This window comes from Bartonella sp. ML70XJBT, assembly GCF_028618425.1.
GTDB lineage: Bacteria > Pseudomonadota > Alphaproteobacteria > Rhizobiales > Rhizobiaceae > Bartonella.
The window spans coordinates 209,403-234,208 of record NZ_JAQISX010000001.1 but is presented as its reverse complement, the minus strand read 5'-3'; the positions used below and the strand labels follow the sequence as shown (position 1 = coordinate 234,208).

At 36.7% G+C, this 24,806-nt stretch carries 14 protein-coding genes and 2 tRNA genes; 8 read left to right on the top strand and 8 right to left on the bottom strand.

Annotated features, from left to right (window positions below):
* Positions 1-642: 642 nt before the first annotated feature.
* From ptsP to rplU, 3 genes are all read right to left on the bottom strand, one after another.
* The gene (gene ptsP, locus PVV65_RS00885; RefSeq protein ID WP_273788857.1) at positions 643-3,177 is read right to left on the bottom strand and encodes a phosphoenolpyruvate--protein phosphotransferase; all 2,535 of its coding nucleotides are present in this window, start codon (positions 3,175-3,177) and stop codon (positions 643-645) included.
* Between the two features lie 1,402 nt (positions 3,178-4,579).
* Complete coding sequence (gene rpmA, locus PVV65_RS00880; protein WP_273753844.1) at positions 4,580-4,849, bottom strand: 50S ribosomal protein L27; 270 nt, start codon at positions 4,847-4,849, stop codon at positions 4,580-4,582.
* Positions 4,850-4,861: 12 nt separating this feature from the next.
* A complete protein-coding gene (gene rplU / locus PVV65_RS00875; RefSeq protein WP_273788856.1) occupies positions 4,862-5,338 on the bottom strand; it encodes a 50S ribosomal protein L21 in 477 nt (158 codons plus the stop codon).
* Between the two features lie 294 nt (positions 5,339-5,632).
* Between rplU and PVV65_RS00870 the strand changes: the two genes are divergently transcribed.
* Positions 5,633-5,722 (top strand) — tRNA-Ser (locus PVV65_RS00870).
* Between the two features lie 1,256 nt (positions 5,723-6,978).
* Here the strand turns inward: PVV65_RS00870 and pgi are convergent.
* The 3 genes from pgi to PVV65_RS00855 form a co-directional block, all read right to left on the bottom strand.
* Positions 6,979-8,643 carry a glucose-6-phosphate isomerase gene (gene pgi, locus PVV65_RS00865; RefSeq protein WP_273788855.1) on the bottom strand — a complete coding sequence of 555 codons (1,665 nt, stop codon included), beginning with the start codon at positions 8,641-8,643 and terminating at the stop codon, positions 6,979-6,981.
* Between the two features lie 188 nt (positions 8,644-8,831).
* On the bottom strand, positions 8,832-11,969 hold the full coding sequence (locus tag PVV65_RS00860; RefSeq protein WP_273788854.1) for an efflux RND transporter permease subunit: 3,138 nt from the start codon (positions 11,967-11,969) through the stop codon (positions 8,832-8,834).
* Complete coding sequence (locus tag PVV65_RS00855) at positions 11,969-13,105, bottom strand: efflux RND transporter periplasmic adaptor subunit (RefSeq protein ID WP_273788853.1); 1,137 nt, start codon at positions 13,103-13,105, stop codon at positions 11,969-11,971. The genes PVV65_RS00860 and PVV65_RS00855 overlap by 1 nt, the downstream gene beginning before the upstream one ends.
* Positions 13,106-13,468: 363 nt before the next feature.
* Here PVV65_RS00855 and PVV65_RS00850 point away from each other — a divergent pair.
* From PVV65_RS00850 to PVV65_RS00835, 4 genes are all read left to right on the top strand, one after another.
* Positions 13,469-13,545: transfer RNA gene (locus tag PVV65_RS00850), tRNA-Arg, on the top strand.
* Positions 13,546-14,284: 739 nt separating this feature from the next.
* Positions 14,285-15,958: a formate--tetrahydrofolate ligase gene (locus PVV65_RS00845; RefSeq protein ID WP_273788852.1), complete on the top strand. Its 1,674-nt coding sequence runs from the start codon at positions 14,285-14,287 to the stop codon at positions 15,956-15,958.
* A 184-nt stretch (positions 15,959-16,142) separates the two neighbouring features.
* Positions 16,143-16,376: a 30S ribosomal protein S21 gene (gene rpsU, locus PVV65_RS00840; protein WP_273753851.1), complete on the top strand. Its 234-nt coding sequence runs from the start codon at positions 16,143-16,145 to the stop codon at positions 16,374-16,376.
* Between the two features lie 1,352 nt (positions 16,377-17,728).
* A complete protein-coding gene (locus PVV65_RS00835; RefSeq protein WP_273753852.1) occupies positions 17,729-18,289 on the top strand; it encodes an SH3 domain-containing protein in 561 nt (186 codons plus the stop codon).
* A 46-nt stretch (positions 18,290-18,335) separates the two neighbouring features.
* On the opposite strand, the gene irrA is transcribed toward PVV65_RS00835, so the two are convergent.
* A complete protein-coding gene (gene irrA, locus PVV65_RS00830; RefSeq protein ID WP_273753853.1) occupies positions 18,336-18,848 on the bottom strand; it encodes an iron response transcriptional regulator IrrA in 513 nt (170 codons plus the stop codon).
* A gap of 232 nt (positions 18,849-19,080) precedes the next feature.
* Between irrA and fabA the strand changes: the two genes are divergently transcribed.
* From fabA to fabI, 3 genes are read left to right on the top strand one after another with little or no spacing between them, the layout of a single operon-like run.
* Complete coding sequence (gene fabA / locus PVV65_RS00825; RefSeq protein WP_120121634.1) at positions 19,081-19,590, top strand: 3-hydroxyacyl-[acyl-carrier-protein] dehydratase FabA; 510 nt, start codon at positions 19,081-19,083, stop codon at positions 19,588-19,590.
* 57 nt (positions 19,591-19,647) lie between these two features.
* Positions 19,648-20,868 (top strand): beta-ketoacyl-ACP synthase I, encoded by a 1,221-nt coding sequence (gene fabB, locus PVV65_RS00820; protein WP_273753854.1) that lies wholly within the window; start codon positions 19,648-19,650, stop codon positions 20,866-20,868.
* Between the two features lie 47 nt (positions 20,869-20,915).
* On the top strand, positions 20,916-21,725 hold the full coding sequence (gene fabI / locus PVV65_RS00815) for an enoyl-ACP reductase FabI (RefSeq protein WP_273753855.1): 810 nt from the start codon (positions 20,916-20,918) through the stop codon (positions 21,723-21,725).
* A 1,893-nt stretch (positions 21,726-23,618) separates the two neighbouring features.
* Here the strand turns inward: fabI and gpsA are convergent.
* On the bottom strand, positions 23,619-24,623 hold the full coding sequence (gpsA, locus tag PVV65_RS00810; protein ID WP_273788851.1) for an NAD(P)H-dependent glycerol-3-phosphate dehydrogenase: 1,005 nt from the start codon (positions 24,621-24,623) through the stop codon (positions 23,619-23,621).
* Between the last annotated feature and the right edge of the window lie 183 nt (positions 24,624-24,806).

Below are 24,806 nucleotides of genomic sequence, written 5' to 3'. Positions count from 1 at the left end.
CCGCTTGTGACGTGCAAAGGTGTGGTTTTGATTGATTCAAGATAAGCAGATTTGAAATGAGAGAATCTTGCGTTATTCGGGACTCTCATTCAATATGAATAACGCTAGATTATCATTATAAATCAATATCTTGCCTTTTTAAGAAAAAACTTTTTCCGTGGATAGTTATGTATAATGCAAGAATGGGAATAAAAAGTTTATCCCCACTCATAAATTTTCATGCTCACTTACACACCTTCTGCTTTATGAAAAAACACTGCTCTTAAATTGGTAAACGATCTATATTTGCTTCAAAATGAAATAATTAAACATCTCTCGCCTATTCACACTGATTATACCAACAATAAATAGAATAAAAACAATATGAATTTCATTTTAATAAAAATCATTTTCAACCTCCTCCCCTCCCCCAAGAATGAGGATTCTTAACCATGACAAATCTGATTTAAAATTGCTTTCTCTTAAAATGAGATCTATCTGCTCATCACTTTTATGTTTCACTTCATAGGCAATAAGTTTTAATTTATTAATGACAATTTATCACTATAAATATGTTGCCTATAATTGCTCTAAAAGATAATGAGTCACAATACTAAAGATCTAAAACCTTACACAATGAGTGTGTTTTTTCTCTCCACGTTCTTACCACTGTATATCCTTGCTCAGAGCGCGTACAGCCCGTGCAGTTTCACATTGTAGTGCTTTTTGTGCTAAAATTTTCATCTCTTCGAAACTATGAGTCTGCAAACACGCCTTTACTGGAGAAATATCGCAAGATATCATAGAAAGCTCATTAATTCCCAATCCAGTCAAAATCATCGCACCAAAAGGATCTCCAGCGACACCCCCACATACACTAACCCAACATTCATGTTGTGCTGCTCCCCGAATAGTCTGATAAATCATACGCAAAACCGCTGGATCAAGGCTATCCGCTTCAGACACAAGGTATGGATTTTGCCGATCAACAGCCATTGTATACTGTGTTAAATCGTTGGTTCCAATTGAGAAAAAATCAACATGGGCGCTCAACACATCTGCCATAATAGCCGCTGCTGGAACTTCGATCATAATACCAAGTTTTAATTTAGGTGCATCAATATCATTGCGGATTTCTTCTGCAATCTTTTTTATGGTAACAATCTCTGAGACAGACATCACCATTGGAAACACAATCCATAGATCTCCGCCCTCTTTTGCTGCCCGATACAAAGCACGTAATTGAGGAACCAAAAGATCACGCCGACGTAACAAAAGCCGCGTTCCTCTAACACCTAAAAAAGGATTATCTTCTTTAGATAAATGTAAATGCGTAACCTGTTTATCCCCACCAATATCGAGTGCACGAATAATTAATGGCTTATCTCCTACAGCTGCAATCATCGCCCGATATATATCAAATTGGGTCTCTTCATCCGGAATATGTGGATTCTCTAAAAATAAAAATTCTGTGCGCATGAGTCCGATACCTTCAGCCCCCAAATCAAACGCAACAGGAACCTGATTTGCATAATTGGCATTAGCCATGATACGAATTCTTTGACCATCTGTCGTTTGCAATGGTAATCGAGACGCACTTATCTCACTAACACGTTTTTGCGCAACACTATCAATATGTCTTTGAGCATCTTCAATATCTTCAAGCATAGGATTAAAATAAATGAATCCGTTATCACCATCAATAATAGCTTGAATATCAGACTGAACCGCTAAAATATCATCACCTACAGCAACAACCATTGGAATACCAAGAGTACGCGCTAAAATAGCTGTATGAGAGAGTGGACCTCCCCATGCTGTTACTAATCCTTTTACTTTTGTACTATCAAGTTGTGTAACATCAGAAGGAGAAAGATCATTTGTAACCAGAATAACACCACTTGGAATATCATTTAAAAAGAGGGACCTATAGGATGGATTTATTTCACCTAAAACACGACGACCAACATCAATTAAATTAACCGCACGTGCTGCTAACAAAGGATTATCCACCTTAGAAAACATATCTGAAAATTGCCGAACCGCTCTATCCCAAGACCAAGCAACACCATGACCTTCTGCTATAAAACGACAAGCTTGAGCTATCAGATTTTCATCTTCAAGCAAAACCATTTGCGCAGAAAAAATCGCAGCAGAATCCGCTCCCATACGCACTGTAATATCAGAAATCACCGATGCCAATTTATGTTTTGTTTTTGTAAGAGCATTTTCAAGACATGCCGCACCAACTGCAAAATCAATTGGCTGGTCTATTATGGAAATATCATTTTGCCTTAGAACAAAAATCTTACCAAATGCTAACCCCGAACTTGCTCCAACACCAGAAATGCCTTTTTGCATGGAACGTGGATACCAACCATGCAAAGTCTTTGTATGAGATTCCATCTCTCTCACCATGCATTTTTCACTAATACTTACTTTCTTTACAACAGAAATGGCATCCTGAAGAAGTTGTGCTCCTTCTGCAGCATCTGTAGAAAAAATCAGAACATCACCGTTTTTTGCGCCTAATTGCAATAAACCAACCAAATTTTTCATTTCAACGGCATATTGACCATGGCGAACTCTGATAGAGTTTTTAATCCTTTTTGCAAAATCAACCCAAAGAGAAGCTGGTCGTGCATGTAGACCACTTGGATAATCTAAAGTCCATTCCTGACACATCGAAAGATCACCAATAAAAGTTTTTTCTTTCTTTATATCCTGATAAAACAAAGTTGTAACAATTTGCCGTTTGTCTGTAGTTGTCGCAAGTACTTCAAGTTGTTTTTTATCAAATAAAAGAGACGTCAATTTTTTGCAAATTTCTCTATAAAGATCTGGACACGCTGCAATGGCAATAATCAAATGTGCTTTCTTTCCATCCTGCCACTCAACACCTGCAGGAACCTGTATAACAGCAACAGCATCTTTGATGATTAAATCACAATTTTCAACAAAGCCATGAGGAATGGCTATGCCATTCCCAAGCCAAGTATTCGTTATTTCTTCACGTGCAAGCATGCTTTCCAGATAGCATTTGTCAACTGCGCCAACCTGTACAAGTAACTCAGCAGCAGCATAAATCGCATCATTTTTATGATTAAAAGCAGCGGCAAGTTGTATAGATTTCATAGACAAGATTTCACTCTCAGTAAAATCTATATTCATTGCTTCTGCTTTCTCAAATCCCATCATGAATTCAAACTACCTCACATTTGAATACAAGTGCCCCTGATAAGTTTCACTTCAAAGCCACATTTTTAAAAATACAAGATGTGCACAACATCGTGGCCTTTTGTTTTACGCAATTCAATAGAGCTAACTGAGGTGCTTAAATACCTCAATAAACCGATAAAATAATTGGATATTATAATCCCGCGGGTAGCTTAAACCATCATAAGCAAATCTAACTCTTAACTTTTACTTTACAAAGACAAAACCTCAAATTTTACAGCCCTAATCACCTGAAAAACTATGTTTTAAAACGCTCTCTTCAGCCAAAGTTATTCAACATAACTTGCCATTATTCTCCCTTTAAGAAAGCATTCTCCTCAATCATTTGTAACTCAGCTAACATTTTGACTCTTCCTTCAAGTTGATTTAACTTTCTGTGTCCCTCTTATCAATTTATTACATCATCAAAAATTGTCTCATGCAACTTACTATTTTTAAATTCTGTGCGCTCACCCTACGATACTCATCCATCAATTATATGATATTGATATATTTTAAGCTAATCCTTTGCTTCAATCAATATCGCAAACACATAATACTCTCTGATACGCATTTGCAAAGAACGCACATCCTCTAAACACCATCATAAAGCAATAAAACTAAGAAAAACTCTATAGATAATCTTACTTTCTAGACATTTCTACAAATGAGATAAATAAAGTACAAAACTTAAAAATAATTACGGCCTTAACCTTACCCCTTATGCTGATTTATTTTTACAATAAAGAGTGAAATTAGAACTAAATACTCTCGAAGATAGCTGATTGCACATCGGCTGTTTTTATATCTTCAATCCTCCTTCAAAATATAATTTCACTCTCGATTGACTGGAGCGCTTTAATACATATTCTCTTTATAGCAGCTTTAATCATTTAATCTTATGGATTTTTATTCCTTCTTTTTTAAAAGAACGATCCCACCTGCCCCATCACCAGCACACGGCCTATGAAAAGATTCATCTTTATCAAAATGATTGTATTAAATTTCTCAATAATTTTCCAAAAACAAATTGCCTCTTTTATAAAAAATCACTCAGCACTTCTTCATGCATAAAAAGAAAGTAAATTCTTCTCACTTTTATCACATACAAATTTATCAACAAATTACATCATAATATCAATACCTTCAATGCAAACACAACGCAGCACAAATTTTTCTCTCATGGAAAAAATTCATTTACCCAATTCTACCTTTTTCGTTTTTCGTATACTTTCTAGATTCATCATAGTACCAACGCAAAAAGGGAAAGATAGAATGTTATCTTTCCCTTTTAATGCTTATTGCTTAAAAACTACAACTGCAATTCAATGAAATTCCAAAATATAATGAAATCCCAATTGATTGCTAGAGAAAATGCTACAGATTACTCCGCTGCCTCCACCATAGGGATAACTGAAACATAGGAACGGTTACCCGCTTTCCGTTGAAAAGAAACCTTTCCTTTTGATAAAGCAAAAAGCGTATGATCTTTTCCCATGCCGACATTGTCACCAGCATGCCAACGTGTACCACGCTGACGGATGATAATATTCCCAGCAATAACGGTTTCACCACCAAATTTTTTAACGCCTAGACGTTTCGATTCTGAATCGCGACCATTACGCGAGGAACCACCAGCTTTTTTATGTGCCATAGACGCTCTCCTTTAATCTTTCTTACTTTTTGATGATACAGCCGCTTTCTTCTGCGATGCAGCCTTTTTTTCAACTGTTTTCTCAGCTTTCTTCTCAACAGTGGCATTTTCTGTTTTTTTTGCTGCCATTGTTTCCTCTTTTACGGGTTTTGTAACTGCTTTTTTAGACGTTGAACCACCCATTAAAATTTCTAAAACACGCACTGTTGTAAATTCTTGACGATGACCACGCGTGCGTTTAGAATTCTGACGGCGGCGTTTCTTAAATGCGATAACCTTGCGCCCACGTGCCTGTTCTAAAATCTCAGCCGTCACCAGTGCATCAGCAACAACAGGCGTCCCAATAACCGCATTACCTTCTTGCCCAACCATCAAGATATCATTGAATTCAACAACATCACCCGCATTTCCACTAACTTTTTCAACTTTTACCACTTGGTTAGCAACAATGCGGTATTGCTTACCACCGGTTTTAATGACTGCGAACATTTTTTATCCTTCCGTTCACTCCAGCTTTTATTTAATTTCTACCTTGAAATAAGGGAAAATAGGCTGCTTTTTATCAGTCGTAACCACTGTTAAAGGAGGATAAAACCTTCCTCAACAAAAATATGCGCAGATTTCCCCACGCTCATATTCTGCCTATATGAATGAATTTCTATTCTCTGTCAATAAAGTCCCATAAAAAATAAAAAAAGGTTGTACCAAAAACAATTGAAGGTTATCTACCCGTCATATACTATACTTAACTCAAATAGTGCGGATTTTTGCCGCACTTCATATGGAGAGGTGGCTGAGTGGTTGAAAGCACCGCACTCGAAATGCGGCATAGGGGTGACTCTATCGAGGGTTCAAATCCCTCTCTCTCCGCCAAAGCGCTCAATAAAGCATCTTTTTTAAATATTTTTAATGCATGTAGCTTTTCTGTAGCTTGTCAGCAGATTTTGTATATTTTGACACCTAGTTTTGTATCAATGTTATTCTTTTCAAAGTTTTTTTGGATTTCTGGCACGTTATTAAAAAATAAAAGAAATTTTGAAGAATTCGGTCAAGTTGACCGAATTGTACTTCAATTTAATCTAGTGGACAAACACGAATAATGTGGCCGTCGGGATCTTTGATGAGGAAGGTACGTCCAAATATGTCAGTATATGGTTCCTTCAAGACATTTATCTCAACGGTGGTTTGCTCTTGCCATTCCGCATAAAGCTTATCTACATCTTCTCCTGTAGACAACATAATACCAATTTCTGAAAAACGAGGCACATTTTCCTCAGGCGCATCCCCCCAGACCAAAGTGCAAAGAGTGCATCACCCGAAGAAGCAAATGCAACATAGCGTGGCGAAATAAATACAGGCTCTTTCTTAAAGATGAATTTGTAAAAAGCAGTAGAATACTCTACGTTTGATACGTATACTAACTGTAGGTTTGGGGTAACAGGATAAGTAGAAATATTACTCATAAATCCTCCATGATTTAGTAGCTGTTGCTTGACACAATATACCTATTAGAGGATATTTCAACAAGAGTTTGTGATATTTCCGTTCGCAGTGTGCTCTATTGATCTGTTTTTAGGCGTTTATTGCTCGAAGCCGCTATTCCATAGTCTTCTCTAACCTGATTTTGTCAACCTTATAATCAGCAGCTGGTGTGATAGGTTCAACAGATTTTAATTTTTATGATGTCTCGTTTTTTAATTTTCTGCTGTTAAGATTCAATCTAACAAACAATAGCTCAACGATAGATGTACGTAAAATAGCGGGTTATCACACATTATTTTTTCATAAATCTCTTTTGCACATAATAAAGAAATACTTTCAAATTATATTTAGACAATCTATTGATTTATAATGGTAATTTATCTTTCCGTATGTTGAATAAAAATCTCGAATATTTAAAATTTTTCTTATTTGAAATTTGCTTATTTATCTTGAATCAATCAGTATTGTTTTTTTGTTCCTCATAAGCAAAGAGAATAAGAACTATTAAAAAAATAAAAATGCTTTTTGTAGACTATCTAAAGACAAAGATTATCGCAAAATTTTGAGCACGCAAACAGAATGATGATGCTGTTACCTTGCACCCTCATTCATAGGTGTAAAGATGATAATGCACAATGGGTTCTGTATTATTTTGCACGTCTTGCCTGAATATGTGCTAACAACCCTAATGTCGAGCTATCGCGTTTATCTGCTTTATTTTCTCCGCGAAGTATTGGTAATAATTCATCTGCTAATTCTTTACCAAGCTCAACACCCCATTGATCAAATGAATTAATGTCCATTAAAATACCTTCGACAAAAATACGATGCTCATAAAGTGCGATGAGACGACCGAGCGCAAAAGGTGTCAATAAATCTTGAATCAACGTAATACTAGGGCGGTTTCCTGCAAAGCTTCTATGAAGTGCTAAATTATCTGCCTCACACGCATCAGTGCCATTCTTTAAAAGAATATGCCGTGTTTCCTCAACACTGCGTCCTTTCATTAAGGCTTTGGATTGCGCTAAGCAGTTTGCTACCAACATATCATGCATAGGACATAAATTTTGCTCATGCCCTTTGATAAATAAAATAAATTCTACAGGAATAACATCGGTTCCTTGATGCAGAAGTTGAAAAAAAGCATGTTGACCATTGGTCCCTGAATCACCCCAAACAACTGGACCACTTGAAAAATTTAATGGTTTGCCATCCAGCGAGACTTGCTTCCCGTTTGATTCCATATCAAGTTGTTGTAAATAAGTTGGAAAATGCGCTAAACGCTGTGCATAGGGAATTACAGCACGTGATGAATAACCACAAATAACACGATGCCAGAAACCTAAAAGAGCAAATCGAATAGGAATATTTTTATGCAAAGGCATGGTTTTAAAATGTTGGTCCATTTGCAGAGCGCCTTGGAGAAATTGACGAAAATTATGCCCCCCTATTGCAAACATCACAACAAGACCAATAGCTGACCAAATTGAATAACGGCCTCCAACCCAATCCCAAAATCGAAAAACTCTCGAAGAATCTATGCCAAACTCCTCTACTTTATCAAGTGCACTCGAAACAGCAACAAAATGCGTGTGGAGAGCTTCTTCCCCTAAATATGAACAAATCCACTGACGGGCAACTTGAGCATTTGCCATTGTTTCAGCCGTTGTAAAAGTTTTAGAAGCAATGACAAATAGCGTTGTTGCTGGATTCAAAACAGAGAGAACATCAAAAATATCTGCACTATCCGCATTAGAAACAAAATGGCAATGGGGACCATCATGATAAGGTTTTAATGCACGTGTAACCATCGCCGGTCCAAGATCAGAACCACCAATACCAATATTTACAATATCGGTTATCTTCTCACCACCATGCCCCTTATAGCAGCCATCACGTACCTTTTCAGAAAATCTTTCCATATCTTGAAGGACGTCTTGAATATCGGGAATAAGATTATGGCCACCCAGCATGAAAATTTCGTCAGCAGGTAAACGTAATGCAATATGAAGAACAGAGCGCTTTTCGGTTGTATTAATAGCTTGACCCGAAAACATTGCATCACGTCGGCCTAATACATCTGCTGCGACAGCTAAATCATCTAGAAGTTGCAACGTTTTAAATGTTACACCACATTTTGAAAAGTCAAAAAGAAGATCATCAAATCTGAGAGAAAAATGGGAAAAACGCTGACCATCCTCTACAAAATGCCTACGAATATCATAGACCCTATCCTTTGCAGCATGGCTTTTTAAAGCTCTTAATGCGGCTTCAAAAACCTTTTCATTTCGAATTGAAAAGCCATCTCCCATAAGCTTATCCTATATGGTTATTGATAATGAAATCTACGGACAAACAATAACAAAGCAGAAAACGTCTCCTTGATTGCTCACTCTTTTCACCGCTCACACAAAAATGAAGGAATATAAAAGTAAAAAAATAAGATCGGAAAATGATATTTTTATAAAAATAAACTTTCAAACCTTTTCTACTCGATATATCATTTAACTTGATTGAGTTCTTTTGTTAAGCGCAAATCTTCTTCTGCTTTTGATCTTATAAAGCGCCCTAAAAAAAGATAAACAACCGGTGTAACGTAAAGTGTAAAAATAGTTGCTAAACCTAAACCACCAACGATAACCCAACCTAAAGCTATACGCGCTTCTGCACCAGCACCTTTGGCTAAAACCAAAGGGATACCCCCTAAAATGGCACAAATCATTGTCATACAAACTGGACGAAGGCGAATATTTGCTGCTTCTTCTACAGCTTCACGCACGTTTCTTCCCTGATCACGTAATTGATCTGCAAATTCAACAATCAGAATACCATTTTTTGCCATAACGCCAATTAACAAAATTAATCCAATTTGACTGTAAATATTAAGACTCACACCACTTAAGAGCATAGCAATTACAGCACAACCAATCCCTAATGGAACAGTGGCCATGATAATGAATCCTGAAATAAAGCTTTCAAACTGAGCCGCTAAAACCAATAAAATGATCAAAAAAGCAATGCCAAAAACAATCATAAAATTGGAAGATGTTTCATTAAGTGTTTCGGCTTCTCCTAAGGGAACCACATAGGTTCCTTTTGATAACAAAGGAGAAGCAATTTTCTGCACAGTTTGGTAAGCTTCCCCTAAAGTGATACCTGGAGCAAGATCTGCACTTAAAATGACAGCACTCATGCGCTTTTCCCGTTTTAATTGGGGAGCGATAGCTTTTTCATGCAAACGCGCAATAACCGATAAAGGAACATATCGATTGTCTTTCGTCTTTAAAAAAATATTTTCTAAATCGCTAGGACTCTTCATATGATTTTTACGCGATATCAATTTAACATCGTAAGAATGATCATCCACGTTAATGGAACCAATCTTTTTACCATCCAACATTGCTTGTAATGTATCGCCCAAATTGGTGATATCAATCCCTAAATCGGAGGCTTTTTTTCGATTGATTTCAATAAAAAATTGCGGTTGTGTGGCATCAACAGTAAGACGTGGGCGAATAAAATGCCGATCTGCTTGTAAAGCACGCACCAACTGATCAGCAATAGGTTGTAATGTTGCATAATCATTACCAAGAATTGCAAATTGTAACCCTTGCCCCGTTCCTCTCACACCTAGAGAATTTCCCTGTGCAGCAAACACAAAAACTGCCGGAAATTGCCTAACCTTCGCATTAACATCTTTCACAATTTCTTGCTGACTACGTACACGTTTATCCCAAGGTGAAAGCAATAAAACCAAAAAAGCAGTATTGGGTGAACCACCAATACCTGCAATAGAGTAATTGTTAGCAATCTCACCTGCATCACGTAATGGCTGTAAACTTTCTTCAATTTGCTCTACCTGCTCGTTCAAATATTGTGTTGAAATACCTTGAGGTCCATTAATGACCAAAAAGATAAGGGCTCTATCTTCTGCTGGTGTTAATTCTTGTTGCAACTTCGTATAGCCTCCAACGCAAAGCGCTGCAAAAACAAGTGAAGCAATAACAACAGCCCAAGGCTTTTCTAAACATTTATGCAAACTGTACGTATAGGCCTTATGAAATAAAGAACCCCATTTATATAAAAAAGTAAAATGATGATGGAATTTTTCTTCTTTCTCCTCAATATGTTCTTTGAGAAAACGTGAAGCCAACATAGGACAAAGCGTTAAGGCAACGATTGAAGAAAGCAAAATAGAAATTGCCAAAACAAAACCAAATTCTCTAAAAAGTCCTCCAACTTGTCCAGGAAGAAAAGAGATAGGGACAAACACAGCCACTAAAGTCAACGTTGTTGCGATAACAGCAAAAAAGACTTCACGGGTTCCTAATACCGCTGCGGCCCTAGAACCTATGCCCATATTGCGCCATCGAACAATATTTTCCAGAACAACAATGGCATCATCTACAACAAGCCCTGTAGCTAAAACAAGCCCTAAAAATGTGAGAATATTCAATGAAAACCCTACAAGATAAATAGCGGCAATAGTACCAATCAAAGCGACTGGAAGAGATAAAGCAGGTATCAGCGTTACACGAATGTCTCTGAGAAAAAGAAAAATAACCAAGACAACGCTCAAAATAGCTATGATCAATGCAACCTCAACCTCATGAAGGGCGCTTTTAATAAAAATTGCATCATCACTAATAACATCTATATGTACAGAAGAAGGAACGATACTTTTGAGATTATCAACAACGGCTCTCACGCCTGCAGAAATGTTAAGCGTGTTGGATTGTGCTTTACGCACAATACCTAATCCAATCCCTGTCTTTCCGTTGATACGAAGAATAACGTTTTCTATATCGGGTGATAAAGTTACATGCGCAACATCACCAAGATGTACATGAGGCTTTAAAACAACTTGTTCAAAAGATTCTGGTGTTGTTAAACGTGCAGTGGCACGAACAACTAAAGCTTGCTTAGAATTGCGTAATGATCCTACTGGAACATCCGTTGTCATATCAGCAAGAACACGTGAAATATCTGCGACAGTTAATCCATAACTTGCAAGTTTTGCTTGATCTATATCAATCTGAAAAATCTTTGTGCGAGCACTTGCAACCTGGACATCACCAACACCATCAACAGCAGAAATTGCATCAACAATCTGATCGTCTACAACTGTTGTTAAATCATCAATACTCATTGTTGGTGATGTCACAACCAAATACATCATGGCTGCAGCATTCGAATCTGCTTTAATGATCAAAGGAACATCTGCATTTTTGGGTAAAGAATAAGCAATGCGAGACAGAGCATCACGGATATCAGATGCCGCTACATTCAAATCAACACCAACATTAAAATTAATCTGCACAAGAGAGCGCCCAAAAGAAGATGTTGAAGAAATCGTCTTAACCCCTGAAACGCGAGAAACAGCATCTTCTATAACTTTTGTCACTTCACGATCAATTGTTTCCGCTGACGCACCAGAAAACACCGTCACAATCGTTGTTACTGGCGTATCAACATCGGGTAATTCTCGCACATCAACATTCAACCACGCTGCAAATCCTGCAATGATGATCATGGCATTCAAAACAAAAGTAAAAACCGGTCTGCGAATAAATAAGGCAATAAGACCACCTTGCTCCGCCTGTGATATTGGCTGTTTTGTGCTCAATTCTTGGCTCATTATATATCCATTCCATAAACTGCTGATAATTGCTGTTGATGGGACTTTGGATCATCAATAATTACTTTACTTCCTGGATAAAGCATTTGCACCCCTTGAATAACAACTTGATCACCATTTTCCAGAGGGGCTTTCACGAAAACTTGATCTGCTTCATGCTGAATAATCGATACAGGAACAGACTCTACTTTTCCTTCTCTCACACGCCAAACGAATGATCCTTTACTGTTCCATTGAATCGCGAGAGGATTAACAACAGGAAAAGATCCTCCATGGAATTGCAAGGCAACAGAAAAGGACATACCAGACATGAGGGTATCTTTTTCATTATTGATTTCAACCTGAACATGAAGTGTACGGCTTTCTGGGGCAATGACATTATCAATCGTGTAAATATGGCCAACAAAAGTTTTATCTGGCTGCGCTGTTAATGTTGCTGTTACCTTATCTCCTTTATGGATACGCGATACATATCGTTCAGGGATCCATATATCGACCAAAATACGTTCTCTATTCTCAATACGACCGATTACAGTATTAAGGGTCACATTATTTCCCGCATCAACAGGTAGAATACCAACAACTCCAGGAATCGGTGCACGAATTGTTCGCCGCTCGAGATCTACCTCAGCATTCCGTAAAACTAAATTTGCATTATCTAATTCTAAACGTGCCGTAATTTCTTGCACTTCCGTTGCTGTATTGCTCGCTCGTAATTTAAGAATACGTGAAAGTGTTAAAGCATTATTATCACGTTGCACTTTTGCTTTTGCGGCCGCTATCTCTTCCTTTTTAGAATCAAACTTTGCAATCACGTCTCCCACTTGTACTTTTGTACCAGCAGACACAAAAAACTTATCGATAACACCTGATGATAAAGGGGTTAAATCTACTTCAGCAAGCGCTTTTCCGCTCCCAATAACGTTAAGATGTTCATAAAAATCTTGCGTTTTTATAAAATCAACAACAACATTCGTCGGTGGTCTTCCTATTTTTCCCTTTGAAGCTTTATACGATATACCCGTTTTATCCACCGTAGAAATAGGTTGCTCTACACTCTGTTTTCCAACCCAATAAGTGACCGTTAAAACGACAATTAATAACACCAATGGAAAGATCTTTTTTAATAACGCCATACATCTACCCTTGCTGTATCATGTTTACCTGAAATAGTTTTCAACAGTAATAATATCGGCGTTTTACATAACAACCAAACAGCAGGTATATATCTTACCCCCCACCGCAAAAACATATCTTCTCTCTGGCTGACTATCGTTCATAGACTAAAAGGTCAAGTTAACTATCGTTCATATTGCTTTGTACGATCATAACAAAAAACTGATCTTATTAAAAATTCAATTGAATTGATAATATATTATAACTTTTTTAATATCTCATAAAAAAAAGATTTTTTTATGATGACCCAAGTTTCACTTGCATTTCTTTAATGAAACGATTAGGAACCTTTTGTCTTAGACATATAGAAAATTAAAATGTGTGCACCCGTAGCTCAGCTGGATAGAGCACCAGACTACGAATCTGGGGGTCAGGAGTTCGAATCTCTTCGGGTGCGCCATTATTAGCAAAATCAATATTTTACTCACAAACTCAAGTTCTTGAAATTCTTCTAATACGTGATTTATTTTTTGCTTATCTTTGAATTTCTCATAGCTTTTTATTCCATTCTATTGTGAGTCGTTTCTTTAATTTTTGATAGAATGGGATGTTTGTGGCCTTTAATTTAATCCAAAAGTGTTTTCATTAGCAATAATCGTAACGATTGCATAAGTTGGTGGGTGTTGTTGCTTTCTTTTCGCAATCTATGCACTTGTTTTTGATTTCTTCTGGATTATACTTTCCAATCAGTTGGATAATTTTTTTACTTGCTTATTTCTATCTTTTTTCTATCTTTTCCATCAAGGGGGCTTTAGATGTGTCCCCACAAATTGTGGTTTACTGCCTTCTAAAATTTTTTCAACGGACTATCCGGAATAACAAATATAAGATATCAATATCGCTGCATAAAAAGTTTTTAAATTAATTACCTAAAAACTTTCTTCTGATGTTCATTATTCGTTGATATTGAAAGTAATATTGCAGACTAGCTAAAAACTTACCGAAACTTACAACACAAAGATTCTTTTTTCTAAAAACTCGCTAAAACTCCTCTTGTCGTTCTTTAGCATTATCTCTTGCGCGACATATCATTGACCTCTATGATATCTTACACTTTATATTCTCTATGGATTCTTCTTATTAATCCAGAGAATAGAGATTCTAAACATTAATAAAAGCTCATTTTAAAGAATTTTTCCATGCCTAAAACAGATATTGAAATTGCTCGCACTGCTAAAAAGCAGCATATTACTGAAATTGCACAAAAAATTGGTATCTCCCATGAAAACCTCATTCCCTATGGACATGATAAAGCCAAAATTTCTTCCTCCTACATAAAATCGCTCAATAAAAACCCAGATGGTAAACTTATCCTCGTCACGGCCATCAATCCCACACCTGCTGGAGAAGGCAAAACAACCACAACTGTTGGACTGAATGACGCTCTTAATCTCATTGGCAAAAAAACAATAGCCACTTTGAGAGAACCATCTTTAGGCCCCTGTTTTGGTATAAAAGGCGGTGCCGCAGGTGGTGGTTATGCGCAAGTCGTTCCAATGGATGACCTTAATTTACATTTTACTGGTGATTTTCATGCTATTACAGCAGCGCATAATCTTCTTGCCGCAATGATCGATAATCATATCTATTGGGGAAATACTCTAAACATTGATCCACGTCGCATTGTTTGGAAGCGCATTCTTGATATGAATGACCGTGCATTGCGTGATATCGTTATTTCATTGGGAGGCATAACAAATGGTTTTCCACGCCAAACAGGTTTTGATATTACTGTTGCATCAGAAATTATGGCACTTCTTTGTCTTGCTGAAAATTTAGAAAACCTTACACGAAGACTCAAAAAAATTATTGTTGCCTATCGTTATGATAAAACGCCCGTAACAGTGGCTGATCTCAACGCAGAAGGCGCAATGGCAGTTCTTCTAAAAGACGCCATACAGCCCAATCTTGTACAAACAATTGAAAATAATCCTGTTCTCGTGCATGGAGGACCTTTTGCCAATATTGCTCATGGTTGCAACTCAGTTATAGCAACAAAAACCGCTTTAAAACTCGCTGATTATGTTGTCACAGAAGCAGGATTTGGAGCCGATCTTGGAGCAGAAAAATTCTTCAATATCAAATGTCGGCAAGCAGGTATTGTGCCAAATGCAACAGTGATTGTTGCAACGATTCGTGCATTAAAAATGAATGGTGGTGTGGATAAAAATAACCTGACAGAAGAAAATATCACTGCTTTAGAAAAGGGATCAGCTAATCTTTTACGACATATCAAAAATATGGAGCTCTACGGTATTCCTTGTGTTGTAGCAATTAATCATTTTGACAGCGATAGCGATGCTGAAATAAGAACATTACAAAAAATAGTTGCAACAACTGGGCACAAAGCTATTATTTGTAAGCATTGGGAACAAGGTGGAAAAGGTGCAGTAGCGCTTGCACAAGAACTCGTCACCTTAATTGAACAGCAAGATTCCCATTTTAAAGTTCTCTATCAAGATGATATTCCCCTCATTCAAAAAATTAATTGTATTATAACAAAGGTGTACGGTGGGCGTAGCGCCATCATCTCAGCTCCTATTCTTAAACAACTTGAATCTTGGGAAAAAGAAGGTTTTGGAAACTACCCTATTTGTATGGCAAAAACACCTTATTCTTTTTCTGCTGATCCCAAGCAGTATGGTGCTCCTGTTGATTTTGACATCCCTGTGCGAGAAGTTCGTCTCTGTGCAGGAGCCGGCTTTATTGTTGTCATTTGTGGAGATGTTATGACCATGCCCGGCTTACCGCATTATCCCGCCGCTGAAAAAATTTATCTTGATGAAAATGATCAAATACAAGGACTTTCATAAGTTTATAACCGTGAACTCTATCATTTATTATAAAAAGAATTTTATTACAAAAAGAATAGAATTTTAAAAAGCTATATAGACAAATGTCTTATTTGTATGATATAAGCTTTTGTCCTTTTGGATATGCCTTTAAAGGGACGTGGGTTTTCCTATCATTTATGACACTGAAAAAGCAGGATAAATAGTGCAAGTACTCGTTCGTGATAATAATGTTGATCAAGCGCTCCGTGCGTTGAAAAAAAAGATGCAGCGTGAAGGTATCTTCCGTGAAATGAAAATGCGTAGTTATTATGAAAAGCCGTCTGAGAGGCGTGCTCGTGAAAAAGCTGAGGCTATTCGTCGTACACGTAAGCTTGCTCGTAAGCGTGCGCAAAGAGAAGGTTTTGTTAGTAACGGACGAACTGGCGTAATAAAGTGATGTGCTTTTGATGCATTATAGGATTGCATAAGGAATAGAGAATAAGATACCTTGAGATTTTATCTTTATAGGCAGTTGCAATAAGTTTCTGAGGCGTGTTTTTTTGTGTGTTATGTTGTCTAGGGCTTTAGTTATATAAACGAGTGTGTTACTTATCTATAAAGTGATAAATTTTTATCATAGAGGTGGCGTTTACTTCACTCTTGTAATTCTAAAAAATAGATAAAAAACGATGCTTTAGATATTGAAGGGACTTGTTCTTGTGTAAAATGTGTATTGAGTGTAAGGTGTTTTATTATTACTTTTTGCTATAATTTTCCTCCTTCTTTTTATCTCTCAAATAACTGTTTCTTATATGTACGTCTGATGATGATTTTCTTCTTTTGTCCTTAAATATTCTGCATCTTTCGGACATTTTAGATCAGATTGCAAAACACAAATGACTATTGTAATAGGCGATTGTGTGTGGAAGGATATGAAAATACATAATCCTCTGTCTCTTTGTCTATGTAATTAACCTCATAAGCGTGTCGAATAATCCCTCCTCTTTCATAAAACTTTTTATACTGAGCTGAAATAAAATTGATAACTTATTGATTTATCATCATAAATAATCTTCTTTCATATTTTTTCATATCAGATAATAACTCCGCATACAGCAAACTCTCTCAACATCTTCTCATATTTTGAATCAATTTTTTTCTTGTACATCGCGACACACAGGGAGCGTCTGCAAATAAAATAAAAATGCATTTTATAAACGTTCTAAATAATAGGAACTGTATAGCATTGAGACCTGTGGCATAGAATGATGATGTACCTGCTCTATTAACGTACGGATAAAATATCATTGCATAAGGTCTTATATATCAATCTACCCTATAATATTACTCATATTTTAAACTTAAATGCTCCATTCAGCGTATTCTTTTATCCATTCAAAACTATCTTCTCAAGCCAAAGCATAATCCCTTTACTGAACAATTTTCGTATTCATAACATGCATAACTGTGCTTTTATTTCGAGAAACGCTCTTGCAAAAAAGAGACAAAATTCTAGCTCTGGCTTCCTATACAAAAACTGCTCTGGCCACAATATACTTTTCTGTTTTAATATTTTTCTCACGCAGACAACTCGCTAAAAGTCCAATATTTATTTACAACTATTACCTCATAATCACCCTAAAGTACTCAAAAATTCAAATTTTTGTTTTCTTTATTTTGCTCTTTTCGTAATAATTTTTTCATTGTTTAGATCTCTTTAACGGGCGATATGGCATAATTTTTATCCGTCTCCAATCTTATTTTCCAGATTTTAAATGACCAATATATGATGAAATAAAGGAGTTCAGTGTGCAAAATTCTCGTTGGTTTCGCGTTTTAATGCTTGCATCATGTATCTTAATAGCAAAAGTCATTGTGTTGGGTACACCAGGTTTGTTGCACGCACAAACCTTTAATCAGAATTTAGGACCTAGTGGTTTACCGCTTCCACGATTTGCTTCGATTAAACCTACGCGTGTTAATGTCCGTGTTGGGCCAGGAAGCAACTATTCTATTATTTTTACCTACAAAAAGAAGGGGTTACCTATTGAAATCATCCAAGAATATGATCAATGGCGCAAAATTCGTGATGCAGAAGGCGATGAAGGGTGGGTATATCAATCACTTTTATCAGGAAAACGAACGGCTATAACTATTCCATGGCAAAAAGATAAAACAAAAAGACTAATGCTACGAAAAAAACCCACCGATAATGCACAACTTGTGGCAGAGGTGGAGCCTAATGTCATTGGCAATATCCACCAATGTGATGGACAATGGTGCGAAATTACTCTTAATAATGTTCATGGATGGCTTCATCAACCTCAATTATGGGGGATTTATCCTGATGAAAAAATAAAAGGTTGGTGAATGCTCAAACGCATCAAGTTCAATTTTTATTTCTCATTGAACATGCCTATTCCCTATCACAAGATTGATTCTTTTGTTTCAATCGAACAATCAAATCAACATGTGAAATTTCCATACCCTCTGGTGGTGTAGGCAAATTTCCAATAATAGGAAATTCTTCTAAATTGCAAGGAATATCAAGAATATGATTTTCACCTTCTATATAAAAATGGTAGTGATCAGAGGTATTTGTATCAAACCAAGTCTTCGAACCCTCTACAGCAATAATCCGTAATAATCCCGCTTCCGTAAATTGATGAAGCGTATTGTAAACCGTTGCTAAGGATACAGGAACACCTACCCTCACCGCTTCCTCATAGAGCTCTTCAGCAGTAATATGACGATTGCCTTGAGAAAAAATCATATGTGCAAGTTCTAACCGTTGACGTGTTGGGCGCAACCCATTTTCACGCAAACGTTTTTCTAACATAGAAGTGGAATAATACTGCATACCCTCTCCACACTCTTTTGTGGACTGTTGCTCTTCATTCATATCTAAATTGTCTGCACTTCCTGACATATTACAAACCAAAATATCTTCCTGCTTTAAGTAAGATAAAAATAAAAAAATGGGAACAGGATGGTACAATCTTGTATTCCATTTTTAAATAATTATCTATGTAGAATACATAAAAAAGGGCTTTTGTCATTAAAAATGATATAAAATCATTTCCCTCTCTTTAAAATTTGCTCTAAAAGTAGATTGGGGAAAAGCGCAGAAATAAAGATATATGCAAATAAATGGAGTAACCATGGCTGAACAAAAGTCTCGCTACACTTATGAAGAGCTTCTAAGCTGCGCTCGCGGCGAAATGTTTGGTAAGGGTAATGCGCAATTGCCGGCACCGCCAATGTTGATGATTGATCGAATCACTCAAATCAGTGAAACTGGTGGTAAATACGATAAAGGGATGGTTCGTGCTGAATTTGACATTACACCAGATCACTGGTTCTTTAATTGTCACTTTATAGGTGATCCCGTTATGCCAGGATGTCTTGGACTAGATGGTATGTGGCAATTAACAGGTTTTTTTCTTGGTTGGCTAGGAGAACCAGGGAAAGGGAGAGCGATATCAACAGGTGAAGTAAAATTATCAGGTATGGTAACACCACAAACCAAACTTCTTGAATATGAAATAGATTTTAAGCGTATTCGACGGGGAAATTTAGTCTTAGGAATAGCTGATGGATGGCTCAAAGCAGATGGAGAAACTATTTATAAGGCAAATGATTTACGCGTTGCTTTATTCAAAGAAGATTGAATGTTATTTTCATCAGAAATAATTTTTTACTATTCTGTATGGAATAAGGAGGTATGAATGCGTCGAGTTGTTATAACCGGAATGGGAATTGTTTCCGCGATTGGAAATGACCCCCAAGCTGTTTTAACCAGTTTACGTGAAGCAAAATCCGGTATTTCTTACGCACCTCAATATGCCGAGTTAGGCTTTCGTAGCAGAGTTTACGGTAAACCTGATATTAATATAGAAGAACTTGTAGATCGACGTGCTCTACGTTTTCATGGGCGTGGAACCGCATGGAATCATATCGCCATGGATCAAGCAATTGCTGATGCTGGTCTAGAGCCTCATGAAGTATCAAACGAACACACAGGTATTATTATGGGTTCTGGAGGTGCTTCAACGCAGTCAATCGTAGAAGCTGCTGATATTACACGCCAAAAGAGTCCGAAACGTGTTGGACCTTTTGTTGTCCCTAAAGCGATGAGTTCTACTGCATCTGCAACACTGGCAACTTTTTTTAAAATAAAAGGGGTCAACTATTCAATCTCTTCAGCTTGTGCTACCTCCAATCATTGTATTGGGAATGCTTATGAATTGATCCAATATGGTAAACAGGATCGCATCTTTGCCGGCGGCTGTGAAGATTTGGATTGGACACTCTCTGTTTTATTCGACGCTATGGGCGCTATGTCTAGCAAATATAATGACATCCCTCATAAAGCTTCACGTGCCTATGATGTCAATCGTGATGGATTTGTTATTGCTGGTGGTGCTGGTGTTTTAGTGCTTGAAGAACTAGAATGCGCTAAAGCCCGTGGGGCAAAAATCTACGGAGAAATCATTGGATATGGCGCGACATCCGATGGACATGATATGGTCGCTCCATCAGGAGAGGGAGCAGAACGATGCATGCGCATGGCCCTTGCAACAGTCCACGATAAAATTGATTATATCAATCCCCATGCAACAGCAACGCCTGTTGGAGATCCTCCTGAAATAGAAGCTATCCGGCGTATTTTTGGAGCAGGTGATCAATGTCCCCCCATTTCTGCTACCAAATCTCTAACAGGGCATTCCTTAGGAGCCGCAGGTGTTCACGAAGCAATTTATACATTGTTAATGATGAATCATAATTTTATCTGTGAAAGTGCCCATATTGAAGAACTTGACCCAGCTTTTGCTGATATGCCAATTGTTCGTGAACGACATGATCATCAACAACTGAATACTGTATTGTCAAATACTTTCGGCTTTGGTGGTACCAATGCAACGCTTATTTTTCAACGCTATATATAAATGAAAGTTCTTAGTAATTGAAAAAATACGGTCTTACGGAGAATAATATGAAAGGTTTGATGGAGGGCAAACGCGGCCTTATTATGGGAATTGCGAATGATCATTCAATTGCTTGGGGGATTGCCTGTCAACTCGCACAAGCAGGGGCTGAATTGGCCTTAACTTATCAAGGAGATGCTTTCGGGAAACGTGTTCAGCCCCTAGCAGATGGGCTTGGCTGCAAATTAGTTCTAGAATGTGATGTTGAAAAAATTGAAAATGTCGACGACGTCTTTGAGAAACTTGAAAAAGAATGGAAAACTATTGATTTTATTGTCCATGCTATTGGTTTTTCAGATAAAAATCAGCTAAAAGGACGTTACGTTGATGTTACAACGCGTGAAAACTTTCAACGTACAATGGTTATTTCAGCTTATTCCTTTACTGAAATTGCTCAGCGCGCGGGAAAGCTTATGCCTAATGGAGGGGCACTTTTAACTCTTACCTATGGCGCTTCACAGCAAGTTGTTCCTAATTATAATATCATGGGGGTAGCTAAGGCTGCTTTGGAAGCTATGGTCCGTTATTTAGCGGCAGACTTTGGCCCGCAAAATATCCGCGTCAATGCTATTTCTGCGGGTCCTGTTAGAACCCTAGCAGGCAATGGCATTGCAGCTGCCCGTGCAATATTTTCACATCAACGTCGGAATGCTCCATTACGTCGTACTGTGAATATTCATGAAATCGGAAAATCCGCGCTTTATCTCCTCTCTGACTTATCATCAGGCGTTACAGGTGAAATCCACTATGTTGATTCAGGCTATAATATCATGTCTATGCCAATACTTGAAGAACTGAAAAAAACTGAAGATTCTTAAGACGGATAAAAAACATTTAACTTAAAAAAATAAAACCGATCACCTGTAGAGTGCTTTAGTCGCGTATTGAGCGGCTTTCTTTACGAGACTAAACTTCATAGAGACGGACTTCAAGTCCAATCTGTTGCATATATGATGATATACAATTTTCACCGATGGAACATGACTGGTTGGAAAAAAAAGAAATCATTATGAAATAGCAAACTGTTTGTTTTAAGTTTTTTTAATGCCTCTGATGAAAAGGGAAATGAAACCCTGTTGTCGTATTACGCTTTCCTTTTCTATTTTCAAGCCAAGGATAATCCATATATTTTTCTCAATCTAATCTTTATGAATATAAGGCAAAGGACGTATACGATCCTCTATAAAGATAATCAAATATCAAACCAATTGTGTCATTGTTATTGTTTTCAAAATATTTTATAAAGAAACGATCTATCTCAATCCATTTTGCTGGAAAGCTTTGTGTTTTATGGAGTTGTTTTCCTAACAATACCCATGCTTTTTCAGCTTCTTGTAAATCAATATCCAATCCCAAAACATAACATATTTTAGATAAAATATTAAGATGATTTAGTGCTTTCTTTACTGTCTCGGCTTCTATATGCCAAATAGAAGCAAATATGTTGGGTATCTCTGTTTGATTTATCTCTGAAACGGAAAGACAATTTAATTTGGAAAGAATATAAAGGCATAAAGCTAGGAACTATCTTCCGGGCTTTACAATCATCCTTTAATTCAGCTGCACAACTTTCACAGCAATATTTTTTCAATAATGAAGATTACGTCTCCCCTCATGCCTTTGTTTATCATGTGTTTTTTTAAAGTCACGTCCTTCATGCAAAACAGAATACCCTAAATCTAATGCACTTTGGTTGTAAACTCATATGTTTTTTTAAGAAATATCTCGCTCCCAAACCCATTTGGCAATGGGAGTAACCGTTAGTATAACCATAAAGCTATTTACATACCCCCATCTTTCCACTTATGAAGAAAAAAACGACACCATCATTATATTTGCTTTCCCCAATGGGGCAATAGTTTTTAGAAATTGAAACGATTCATAAGAGGCATCTTTAGTCGTTTCTTAACATCTTTATTCACACAACTTTTCCCTCTTGTAACGTGCAAGAGAATGATTTTCGTTGATTCAACATAGAAAGACTTGAAATAAGAGAATCTCGTAATATTAAAGATTCTAATTCAATATAAATAACTCAATCTTATCTTTATAATCGTATTATTTTTCGGTTTAAATAACAGCCACAAATATAATAATATTCTTTCAATTTTAGACCTTTATATTTGAATTAAAATAAGTCGTTTTTTGCATATAAAAAAATACAATTAATGTGTAGGAAAAAAATCCGTAAATATCTCTACTGAACTGTCTCAAATGCCAAAATCTGCCTCAACATTGTGAACCGGAAAAGTGTGTGATAGCGTTTGGCTTTCTCCTTCACAAACGTAAAGATGTTAAGCAGAATGGGTTTTGTGTATTTCACAGGGATTTTAATTATACTGTTTATGGTACCATTGTAAAATGGAGTTGCGTAAAGATGCCTTTTTTAAAAAGTACATAAATGAGCAATAGTGTTTTGTTTTAATTGAAGGACATACCCCCATTAAAGAACGAGAAAAACAAAATACCTCTTTCATTATATTACACAAATATACGTAAGTGGAAACGATAAGTTATTTTCAAAGAGGGACTTAACAAGAGCCAAAACTTTTATATTTCAACTCTATTTCATAAAAAATCGAATGACATGAATCTGTGATTTTCTGAGATATGATAGTCTGATACAAACATCAATACAATCTATTTTATATTTCTATCATAGTATGTTTCTATTTTTTGCGATTTAAATTATTTAAAAACACAGGATGCCGTTATATTTCATCCTTGAGAGTGCGGCTTAGTAATGTGTTAGCCGCTTCTGTTATGTTTTTACCACAATAGAGAATTTGATAAATTTGTTCTACGATAGGCATTTCCAATCCAATACGTTTTGCTAACGTATATACTTCCTTGGTATTTAAATACCCTTCCACAACCTGACCAATTTGTTTTTCCGCTTCTTTTATATCTATTCCTTTACCAAGAAGTATTCCAAAACGGCGATTACGCGACTGATTATCAGTACATGTCAAAACCAAATCACCTAAGCCTGTCATCCCCATAAATGTGGAAAGCTCAGCTCCCATAGTGCCCCCTAAACGACTGATTTCAGCGAGTCCTCGTGTAATGAGAGCTATTCGTGCATTTGCCCCAAATCCCATGCCATCTGATATTCCTGCACCAATAGCAATAACATTTTTGACGGCTCCCCCTAATTGAACACCAATCATATCTGAGCTTTTATAAACTCTAAAACTTTTGTCACAATGAAACAGTTGCTGCAATTCTTTACCAAACCCAACATCAGAAGCTGCTATCGTCATTGCTGTAGGCCAGCCGATAGCGAGTTCTTTAGCAAAAGTTGGTCCAGAAAAAACAGCTAAAGGGACTTTTTCACCTAAAATCTCACGAGCGACTTCTTGTAAGAGACGTCCTGTACCCTGTTCTAAACCTTTCGTTGCCCAAATAACGCGCGAATATTGATCCAAATAAGGCTGAATATTATACAACACTTGATGAAATACATGGCTTGGAACAGCAATTAGTATATTATCACTTGCTGTTATCGCAGTTTTAAGCGAAGCTTCAGGGAATAAGTTTTCAGGAAATTGAATGTCAGGTAAATATACTTGATTACAGCGTTGTTCTTGTAATCTTTTGATATGTTGAGAATTATATCCCCAAAGTAAAATATTATGACCATTACGAGCAAGAGCAATCGCTAACGCAGTACCAAAAGAACCAGCACCAATAACTGTCATTGCAACGGTTTTCATTAAGTTTTCTGATTATTCTCTAAATTGCCGATTTTAGTTGCGCATTATCATTACAAATAACTTCAATGCTCTCTTTAATATAACCCCTGTAAATAAAATATTACTTTTTCATTGCTTTATCTTACACTTAGCTCCTTTTTCCATATCCTACGAAGCTTTGCAACATCCCCTTTAGAGCTGATA

Coding starts and splice junctions, on each gene's coding strand:
- irrA (WP_273753853.1), bottom strand. CDS start 18,848: ATGTCAGGAAGTGCAGACAATTTAGATATGAATGAAGAGCAACAGTCC.
- fabI (WP_273753855.1), top strand. CDS start 20,916: ATGAAAGGTTTGATGGAGGGCAAACGCGGCCTTATTATGGGAATTGCG.
- PVV65_RS00855 (WP_273788853.1), bottom strand. CDS start 13,105: ATGGCGTTATTAAAAAAGATCTTTCCATTGGTGTTATTAATTGTCGTT.
- ptsP (WP_273788857.1), bottom strand. CDS start 3,177: ATGATGGGATTTGAGAAAGCAGAAGCAATGAATATAGATTTTACTGAG.
- rpmA (WP_273753844.1), bottom strand. CDS start 4,849: ATGGCACATAAAAAAGCTGGTGGTTCCTCGCGTAATGGTCGCGATTCA.
- PVV65_RS00860 (WP_273788854.1), bottom strand. CDS start 11,969: ATGAGCCAAGAATTGAGCACAAAACAGCCAATATCACAGGCGGAGCAA.
- PVV65_RS00845 (WP_273788852.1), top strand. CDS start 14,285: ATGCCTAAAACAGATATTGAAATTGCTCGCACTGCTAAAAAGCAGCAT.
- fabB (WP_273753854.1), top strand. CDS start 19,648: ATGCGTCGAGTTGTTATAACCGGAATGGGAATTGTTTCCGCGATTGGA.
- pgi (WP_273788855.1), bottom strand. CDS start 8,643: ATGGGAGATGGCTTTTCAATTCGAAATGAAAAGGTTTTTGAAGCCGCA.
- fabA (WP_120121634.1), top strand. CDS start 19,081: ATGGCTGAACAAAAGTCTCGCTACACTTATGAAGAGCTTCTAAGCTGC.
- rplU (WP_273788856.1), bottom strand. CDS start 5,338: ATGTTCGCAGTCATTAAAACCGGTGGTAAGCAATACCGCATTGTTGCT.
- gpsA (WP_273788851.1), bottom strand. CDS start 24,623: ATGAAAACCGTTGCAATGACAGTTATTGGTGCTGGTTCTTTTGGTACT.